The 8,488-nt window shown below is 58.9% G+C and carries 7 protein-coding genes; 5 read left to right on the top strand and 2 right to left on the bottom strand.

Going from position 1 to position 8,488, the window contains the following annotated elements; genetic code table 11:
- The coding region (locus tag H1Y01_RS08405) for an ABC transporter ATP-binding protein (protein WP_180539991.1) at positions 1-1,453 on the bottom strand (1,453 nt) is incomplete at its 3' end.
- Between the two features lie 110 nt (positions 1,454-1,563).
- Between H1Y01_RS08405 and peaA the strand changes: the two genes are divergently transcribed.
- Genes peaA through H1Y01_RS08380 form a run of 5 tightly spaced genes read left to right on the top strand, consistent with a single transcriptional unit; the run spans position 1,564 to position 7,213 of the window.
- A complete protein-coding gene (gene peaA, locus H1Y01_RS08400) occupies positions 1,564-3,294 on the top strand; it encodes a quinohemoprotein amine dehydrogenase subunit alpha (RefSeq protein ID WP_180539990.1) in 1,731 nt (576 codons plus the stop codon).
- Complete coding sequence (gene peaB, locus H1Y01_RS08395) at positions 3,291-4,751, top strand: quinohemoprotein amine dehydrogenase maturation protein (RefSeq protein ID WP_219341389.1); 1,461 nt, start codon at positions 3,291-3,293, stop codon at positions 4,749-4,751. Before peaA ends, peaB begins: the two co-directional genes overlap by 4 nt.
- Positions 4,748-5,089, top strand: coding sequence for a quinohemoprotein amine dehydrogenase subunit gamma (qhpC, locus tag H1Y01_RS08390; protein WP_180539989.1), 342 nt, complete (start codon positions 4,748-4,750; stop codon positions 5,087-5,089). Before peaB ends, qhpC begins: the two co-directional genes overlap by 4 nt.
- A 2-nt stretch (positions 5,090-5,091) precedes the next feature.
- Positions 5,092-6,189 carry a hypothetical protein gene (locus H1Y01_RS08385; RefSeq protein WP_180539988.1) on the top strand — a complete coding sequence of 366 codons (1,098 nt, stop codon included), beginning with the start codon at positions 5,092-5,094 and terminating at the stop codon, positions 6,187-6,189.
- Positions 6,190-6,199: 10 nt separating this feature from the next.
- On the top strand, positions 6,200-7,213 hold the full coding sequence (locus H1Y01_RS08380; RefSeq protein WP_180539987.1) for a hypothetical protein: 1,014 nt from the start codon (positions 6,200-6,202) through the stop codon (positions 7,211-7,213).
- On the opposite strand, the gene H1Y01_RS08375 is transcribed toward H1Y01_RS08380, so the two are convergent.
- Positions 7,177-8,298 (bottom strand): hypothetical protein, encoded by a 1,122-nt coding sequence (locus H1Y01_RS08375; protein WP_180539986.1) that lies wholly within the window; start codon positions 8,296-8,298, stop codon positions 7,177-7,179. The two genes, H1Y01_RS08380 and H1Y01_RS08375, sit on opposite strands and share 37 nt — an antisense overlap.
- Between the last annotated feature and the right edge of the window lie 190 nt (positions 8,299-8,488).

Below are 8,488 nucleotides of genomic sequence, written 5' to 3'. Positions count from 1 at the left end.
GTTGGCGCTCTCCGGCGGAAAGAGTCTGGCCGCGTTCGGCGATGATCGTCGCGTATCCGTCCGGCCAACCCATGATCCGCTGATGAATAGACGCGGCCTTGGCCGCGCTCACAATCGCATCGTCGCCGGCGCCGGGGCGGGCGTAGGCGATGTTCTCGCGAATGCTGGCGTGAAACAGATAGGGGGCCTGATCGACCAGCATCACGGCGCGACGCAGGTCGGATAGTGGGAGGCTGCGTAAATCCCGGCCGTCGATGCGGATGGCGCCCGCGTCCGGATCGTAGAACCGGACCAGAAGGTCGGCGAGAGTCGACTTGCCCGCTCCACTCGGGCCAACAATCGCGCAGATCGTGCCCGCTGGAACGCAGAAGGACAGATCTTGCAGCACAGACTCGCCGCTGTAACCGAACGAAACGCGATCCAACTCGATTTCGCCGCGAACAGTGCCGAGCGGCTTCGCATTAGGATCATCGACGATTTCCGCGGAAGTGTCGAATAGCTCCCAAACGCGCGCGAGCGACACGCCGCCTGACACCAGGTTGGCGTAGAGGCTCATCAGGTTCTGCACGGGCGATAGCAGGCGCAGGTGGTAGGCCATGATCGCAACCAAAGACCCGGTGGTCAGCGAGCCGTCGATCACCAGCTTTCCACCGTAGAGAAAGAGCGCGGCGGTGGAGAGCGTCAGGATGGTTCCGGGAACGGCGCCGGATAGGAACGAGGTGAGCTGCATGCGCATGAGTGCGTCGAGGAAGCTCTGATTGTGCTTGCGAAACCGTTCGACCTCGCGCTCTTCAGCCTGCGCCGAGACAACCAGCCGGATGCCTAAAAGCGTCTCCAGCAGAAAGCTTCCGATTGCGGAGCTGCGTTCGCGGACTGCCCGCACCCGCACGGCCAGCCGGTGCCGGTAGTGCTGCAACGCCCAGACGCTGGCCGGAACCGCCGCCACGCTCACCAGGAACAGGCGGGGGCTAAGGGCGAGCATGATGGCGGTACTGCCGGCCAGAAACACGACGTTCGAAAGGACGCTCAACAGGCTGTCGGCCGAAACGCGCTGCACCTCAGCGATGTCGTTATTGATGCGCGACACGACGTCGCCAAGCTTGGTGCGCGCCCAAAAACGCGGCGACAGTGTTTGCAGATGGCGGTACAGCGCGAGGCGCATATCGAACAGCACGGACGCCGAAACACGCACGTACTGATAGCTGGAGAAGATGTTGAGTACGAAGCCCAGCACGGTAACGCCGAAGGTCAGCGCGCTGACGATCAGCAGCATGCGCATATTGCGCTTCAACAGCGCATCGTCGACCAGAAGTTTCGAGATGTAGGGCTGCAGCAGGCCGAATCCGGTGGCCGCGATGCCGGAAAGAAGCACGAGGACCAGGCGGGGCCAGTAGGGCACGACGAATCGCAATGCGCGGCGATAGCCCGCGAAGAGAACCTGTTGGTCGCGCATAAGTCAGTTCGTCAATCAGACCTGCCGTGCGGGCGGAAGGAATTTGCTGGCGTGAACGATTTTTTCATTTACCTGCGGCGAGTAAAAAGTGTATGATAACCGGAAATGTTATGAAGCTACTGCTTGTATCGATTCTGGCATTCAACCTGTTTGCGCAGGGCCAGAAGCGGCAAGCTGCCCCGTCCGCAGAGCCGAGTAAGTCGACACCCGAAGAAGGCATTCCCGTTACGAGTCCCCTGGTAATCTCCAAATGCGGAGGCTGCCATACCAAAGACGAGAAGGGCAACCTGTTGCGCATCTCCTGGGAGCGCGCCACTCCGGAAGGCTGGGAAGAAGCTCTCAAGCGTATGGTGCGTTTGCGGGGCGTTAGTTTGTCCCCGGAAGAGGCCAGGGAGATTGTAAAGTATCTCGCGACTTATCACGGTCTGGCGCCGGATGAAGCGAAGCCGGTCATGTACTATGCCGAGCACCGTATTCAGGATGAAACGAACATTCCGAACGACAACGTGCGCGGTGCTTGTGCGAATTGTCACGCTCTCGCGCGGCCGCTCTCGTGGCGGCGATCTCCGGAAGACTGGAGATATCTCGCTAACTTACACATCGCTCTCTATCCGCAGGCCGATGAGGCATTCCGGTTAGGGATTAGCGCCGGCGGTTTCGATGAAGAGCGCCACCACCTGGAACCTGGAGCGCCGTTGCCGGTGGATGAAGCTCTTGCGTTTCTAAGTAAGACCGCGCCACTGAATACGCCGGAGTGGGCCGCCTGGCGGGCGAGGATGCGTGCGCCGAAGCTAAGCGGGCAATGGATCGTCTCCGCGTACCTTCCCGGCCGCGGCCAGTTCTTCGGGGACATGGAAATAACGCCGAACAGCAGCGCCGACAGCGAATTTACAACCAGCGTGAAATTGACTTCGGTGAAGGACGGGTCAACCATCACTCGCACGGGCCATAGTCTTGTCTACGCCGGCTACGCCTGGCGCGGCCGTTCCAAAGGCGCCGCGCCGGCTAAGGCTCCCGACGATGTTAGCAGTGACATGCGCGAGGTGATGTGGATTTCACCAGACCAAACCACGGCCGAGGGGCGCTGGTTCTGGGGTGAATATCAGGAGTTCGGTTTCGACGTGAAACTGCGGCGTCCTTCAGCCGACCCGACATTGATCGGAACCGACTGCTCTCTACTGAAGACGGGCTCCCAAGGGACGCGCGTGCGTCTGATGGGGGAGAGCTTACCGGGGAAGATAGCGCCCGCGGATCTCGATTTCGGCACAGGAGTTACGGTGCGCCGCATTGTCTCGCACACTCCCAACATGATTGTTGCGGAAGTGGACACCGCGGCGGACGCGGTCCCGGGCAAGCGGGATATCGCTTTGGGCCGTGCGGTGCTGCCCAGCGCGATTGCGGTGTACGATCGCATTGATTACATCAAAGTGACGCCGGATTCCGCTCTGGCGCATCTCGGCAGCGAAAGGCATCCCAAGGGATATCAGCAGTTCGAGGCCGTCGCTTACCAGCGCGGCGCCGATGGCAAGCCCCACACGGCGGATGATGTGGAACTCGGACCCATCGACGTGAATTGGTCAGTAGAGGAGTTTTACTCGGTTTACGGCGATGATGACAAGGAGTTCGTCGGCTCGCTAAGTAGCACGGGGCTTTTTACTCCGTCGTCGGACGGACCGAATCCACAGCGCAAGTTCAGCCGCAATAACTATGGCGACGTTTGGGTGGTAGCTACGGCCAAGAATGAGAAAGACAAGGAGGGAAGGTCGCTGACCGGTAAGTCGTATCTGGTAGTGACGGTCCCAACCTACATTAAGTGGGATCAACCGGAGGTGGGTCAATGACGGCTATCATGAGCGAAACCTCGGCTCGTGTTTATAGCCTCGGTGAGTTTCACCGGTTTGAAGCAGGCGGGGCTCACTTTCTGTACCTGGTGCCGGCGGGGGCGATTTTCGCGGTGGATGGCGCCGTTGGGAACCTTATAGATCGTCTCAGTTGCGGTGAAGTACCGCATGACCGGTTAGTTGGTGAGGTGGCCGCGGCAAACGGCTTCGCGATCGAAGAAGCGGAGGAATTGATTGCGGAGATGTATCACGCCAACGTGATCGTGGCCGGTGACTCGGTTCCGGACCAGCCGCAGCCTTTGCCCGAGCGTTTCCCCATTCAAACGCTGGTCATGAACCTGACGAACCAATGCAACTTATCGTGCCAATACTGCTATGAGTTCGGCGCCGATAAGGTGGCGACTCCGGAAGGTAAGCCGAAGTTCATGGATGCGGAAACGGCCAAGGCCGCAGTGGACTTTTTGCTGGCGGAATCGGCGGACCGGCGTTCGATTCACATCACGTTCTTCGGCGGCGAAACGCTGATGAATTTTCCGCTGCTGAAGGAAGTGGTGGCGTACGCGAATCGCAAAGCCGGCGAACAGGGCCGCCAGATCGACTTTAGCTTAACAACTAACGCTACTCTGCTTACGCCGGCAATTATAGAGTTTCTTTCCCAGAACCATATCGGCGTCACGGTGAGCATGGATGGGCCGAAGGAGATGCACGATCACCTGCGGGTGTTCGCCAACGGGCGCGGCAGTTACGACATTATTGAACCGAAAGTACGCGCGCTGATTCAGAATCATCGCACGCGGCCGATTACTGCCCGCGTGACGCTGACGGCGGGTGTTTCCGATGTTATCCGCATCTTTCGCCACCTGAAGCAGGACCTCGGCTTCCACGAAGTGGGCTTTGCGCCGGTAACGACTTCGCCCAATCAACTGTACGCCATCAGCCCGAGCGGAATGGATGGCGTATTGGAGCAATTCCACATACTTGCGGCCGAGTATCTGGAGTATGCGCTGCGCGGCGAATCGCATGGGTTTTCAAACGTAAGTGACACGCTCGCCGAGTTATGCCAGGGTGTGAATAAGTCGCATCCTTGCGGCGCCGGCCTCGGGTTGCTGGGCGTCGGACCTTCGGGCGATATCGCGCCGTGCCATCGCTTTGTGGATTCCGACCAACACGCGCTGGGACATATCTCGACCGGCATCGATCGCGAGAAACAGACGGACTTTCTGCGCCGTGGACATATCGATTCGAAGTATGATTGCCACACCTGCTTCGCACGGCCGCTATGCGCGGGCGGGTGCCACCATGAAGCCTTCGTGCGCTACGGAGATACGGGCCATCCCAATCTGCACTACTGCGACTGGATCCGTGACTGGACCCACACTTGTCTTGAAATCTATGGCGCGATTGCGGCTAAGAACCCCGGGTTTTTGCAGCAATTCGCGGAAAGGAAAGCCGAATGAGACACATGCGGCCGCTGAACAAGAAAGCCGCGCGGATCGACGAATATGTCGTCGCGCATACCGAGGATGTCGTCGCCTTACAGGACCGGCCGTCAGCGCAACAACGCCCGCACGTTCCGATGGGTTGCGCGCTGATGTTCACGCCGGGGTGGGAGGTTGACGCGGCGGGCGGCACGGCCGGACTTTGCCAACCGGTGGAGCGCGATATCTATGATTGCTATATGAGCTGCTACTGGCCGGCGCAGGTACCGGATCACTTGAACAATGCTCCGGACTGGACCGCTAAGTGCGCCACAGCCACTAAAGACTGGCGCAATCTGGATCTTGTTTTTCCATAACCATGACGATTTCGCGACTTACACTGCCGGCTGCCGCTTGCGCGGCCTTGGTTGGACTCGCAAACGCCGGTACCTTGTACCTGCCGGCCTATCCCGCCTCGGTTCTTGTGTTCGACGAGGCGAAGGCCCAGATTGTCGACCGGATCCCGCTCGTAACGGGCACGCCGATGTCGATTCAACTGGCGCCGGATCACAAGAAAATTTACGTCACGACCATCGATCACAACGGCATCGAGGTAATTGACGTAGCGACTCGCAAGGTAATCAATCACTTTGAGCTGAATACCCCGACCAAACAATTCCGGTTTTTCAGCGGCGCGGTCGACCCGCAAGGCAAGTTATTCTATGCGGTTACTAAGGAAATCACCAAGTTTCCGGAGCACTATGAAGTAGCTAAGCCGAAGTACACGGTTATCGATCTGGATCAACAGAAGATCGTCAAGACCATCGAGATCACCAAGGAAGAGGAACCCCAGAACCAGGGCGACTACGGGACAGGGTTTCTCGAAGTTTCGCCGGACGGGAGGTATGTTTACCAGTTTGGCGAAAAGATCACGATACTTCAGGCTAGCGACTTCAAAGTACTCGATCATATCGATCTGGCCCGCCCGGATGCACCTGGAATGGAGAATGTGCATTTCGGCAGCGATCTGGATCTATTCAATTCTCCCGGAGAGCACACAGGGATGTTCGTTTGGTCGGATCCGATCGTCCACAACCACGTGTTCGGCCTGGCTCGTTTTGACCTGAGCACGAGGCAGATCGACTTCGATCCGATCGGACCTGCTCCGGCCGGGATGGCGGGTATTGAAGTCACGCCAGACAAGAAGTGGGCTTACACGGTGGTCTCGAACGGAATCCACGGGAACAAGAGATGCGAGTTCTGGGCTTTCGATCTGACGCGCGACAAAATCACGCAGAAGGAAGAAGTTCCTTGCCGCACGCGCTTCACTCTCGGCATTTCTACCGACGGTAAGAAGCTTTATATCTATGGAGCGGGCTTCGATATCGAAGTCTACGATGCCGCAACCCTTAAGTACGAGAAGACCTGGGACCTCAACACCGACGTGACTTACGCGGGTATCGTCGTGATCCCGTAAGAGGACGGAATTGCGCGTTCTCATCCGAGGGGACGGAGTGGCCGCGTGCTGTTGTGCGCACTTATTGAGCCTCGCCGGGCTACCTGTTACTGTTGAACCGCTGGAACGTCCGCGCCTTCCCGTGATTCTGCTGGGCGATCAGGCGCTCGCGCTGGTTCGTGACATTTTCGGCCAGCCCGAACTATTCGCGAATGAGCCGCGAATCCGGAGGCGGGTCGTGGCCTGGGGACATGGCGCGCAGTCTGTCAGTGTCGAACACTCCGCGGTCGTAGTATCCGAAGAATCGCTGTTAGAGAGAGTAGCCCCGCCGCTGCTTTCAGAAGGGAATCCGACTTATGAAGCCTCCTGGAAGATACTTACGGCGCGACCGCTTCCCGCTCCAGCGGTGGAACACAGCTTTGGAGTGCGCCTGGCTTCCGTCCGGCGCGTCTTACTGGCGCGAGGCTCTGATCCTGGCGCTTGTTGGATCGAATCGCTCGATAACGGCTGGCTGTTTCTAATACCTGGGGCGGATCATCCTTGGGAAGGTCGATCGGGCTGGCTGCTGGCAATCGGCGGCGATCCCGAAGCGCTGCTCGACCAAAGCCGGGTTGTGGCGGCGGAGGTTGGCGTGCTCGGCGGCTCCGGCGGCAGCTTTCCTGCATACCCACGCATAGCTTCACCCCTTTGCGCGCCTGGCTGGGTATGCTGCGGAAGTGCCGCGATGTCCTTCGACCCGATTTGTGGGGACGGCACGGGGCACGCGATCCGCGAGGCGATCTTGGCCGCGGCTTTGATCCGCGCAGTGGATAAAGGCGCACCCGTAGCGGAGTTACTGACGCACTATGAAGCACGTTTAACGGCCGGCTTCCGGCGTCACCTTGCTGTGTGCCGGCAGTTCTATTCGTCCGGCGGTGAAGGTTTCTTCTGGACGTCGGAGGCCGAAGCTATCGCTCGCGGAATCGATTGGTGCGATTCCAGGTTAGGTTCGAACGCCCGGTTCCGCTATCAGTTACGAGGCTTCGAACTGGAAGCGGTTTGCTGAACCCCTTCGTCATGCTTTGCGTCGGCGGCGAGCAAGGCTGCCGTGGCATAACCTGTCGCGGCGTCACTCATGAATTTCTCGGGCATGGAGCCGGCGGCATGTTTGTGATTCATGGAGTCCGCAGTCCAATAGCCCTGAGCATTCTGGTGCGATCTTAGCCAAGCCAATGCCTTCGATAAGCCGGGCTGCGATGGCGGAACTCCGGCCTGCTCAGCCGTGAACGCTGCCAGCGCCGTAGCGTAACTATTCGAGGCGGTCGAGGTCGCTGCCGGAGCCGCGGCGCGCGCCTTCCACTGCCCCAGGGATTGAATGCTCCATCCTCCATCCGCCTCTTGTTTGCGCCACAATTCAGCGAGGATTGCCTGCTTGTCCGCATCGGGTAACACATCCCGCATTTTCGACGACGCCCATAGAAGGAAGAGCCGGTTGTGTAGGGGTTGAGTCGGAAGCGCGACGCGTAGATACTCTCTTAGAGCCGCCAGGTTATCCTGTATCTCCGGACGACCTTGATAGTTAGCCGGAGCAAGACCGGTAGCTAATGCTCCCAGCGCCGCGCCGTAGTAGACGGAATCCTTTGTCTCCCAGGGGTCGAGGTCGAAATCCGACCAAAGCCAGGCGCCCTTGTCCGTTCCGCTCTTCACCTGTAGCGACCACAACCGTTCGAAGGACTTTTCGCCTTCCGGGCTCAGTTTCGCGCGCTTGGCGTCATCCATTGCCAACACAAGGGCTGAGAGGACGACCTGGGCGCCATACACCTCACCGACGATAGGACCTTTCAGACCCGAGAACAAATCGTTTGCGTCCGTACGGATCACGGTGGCGCGCATGCTCGCGACGAGCACGCTCTCATAGAGTGTAGGACCGGTCTTCTCACCCAACGCTTCGCGAAGTGCCGGCCGAGCCAACAAATAAGGCAGACCCGTGTGGCAAGAGACGCACGCGACGCCCGAGTTCATCGCCGTGGGCCAGGCGACCCATTCCTTCTGGCGCGAATCCATATATTGCTCGGCCGATGGAGCGTTCCAGTCTGCGCAGAATCCGGGTACGACGGTTAGCGCCGCGAAAGCGGTAAGGCGGAGGAACATAAGATTTCTCGTTAGATCGGAGTATAGCTTGGATCCGCATCGTTGGTCTACAACCGTTTTGCGGAATTTTTAGAATTTACCCCGCATTTTCTTGACACGTCCGCGGCAGTTGGCTATACTCGACTCCACATTTCATCGCGCCCCGTTGGTATTCCGTAGAAGCAATGAAAGGTCTTTTCGCCCTGACCTG

It is taken from the genome of Nevskia soli (assembly GCF_903970205.1).
Classification (GTDB): Bacteria; Acidobacteriota; Terriglobia; order Bryobacterales; family Bryobacteraceae; genus Bog-113.
This window is presented reverse-complemented; position numbering and strand designations above follow the sequence as displayed.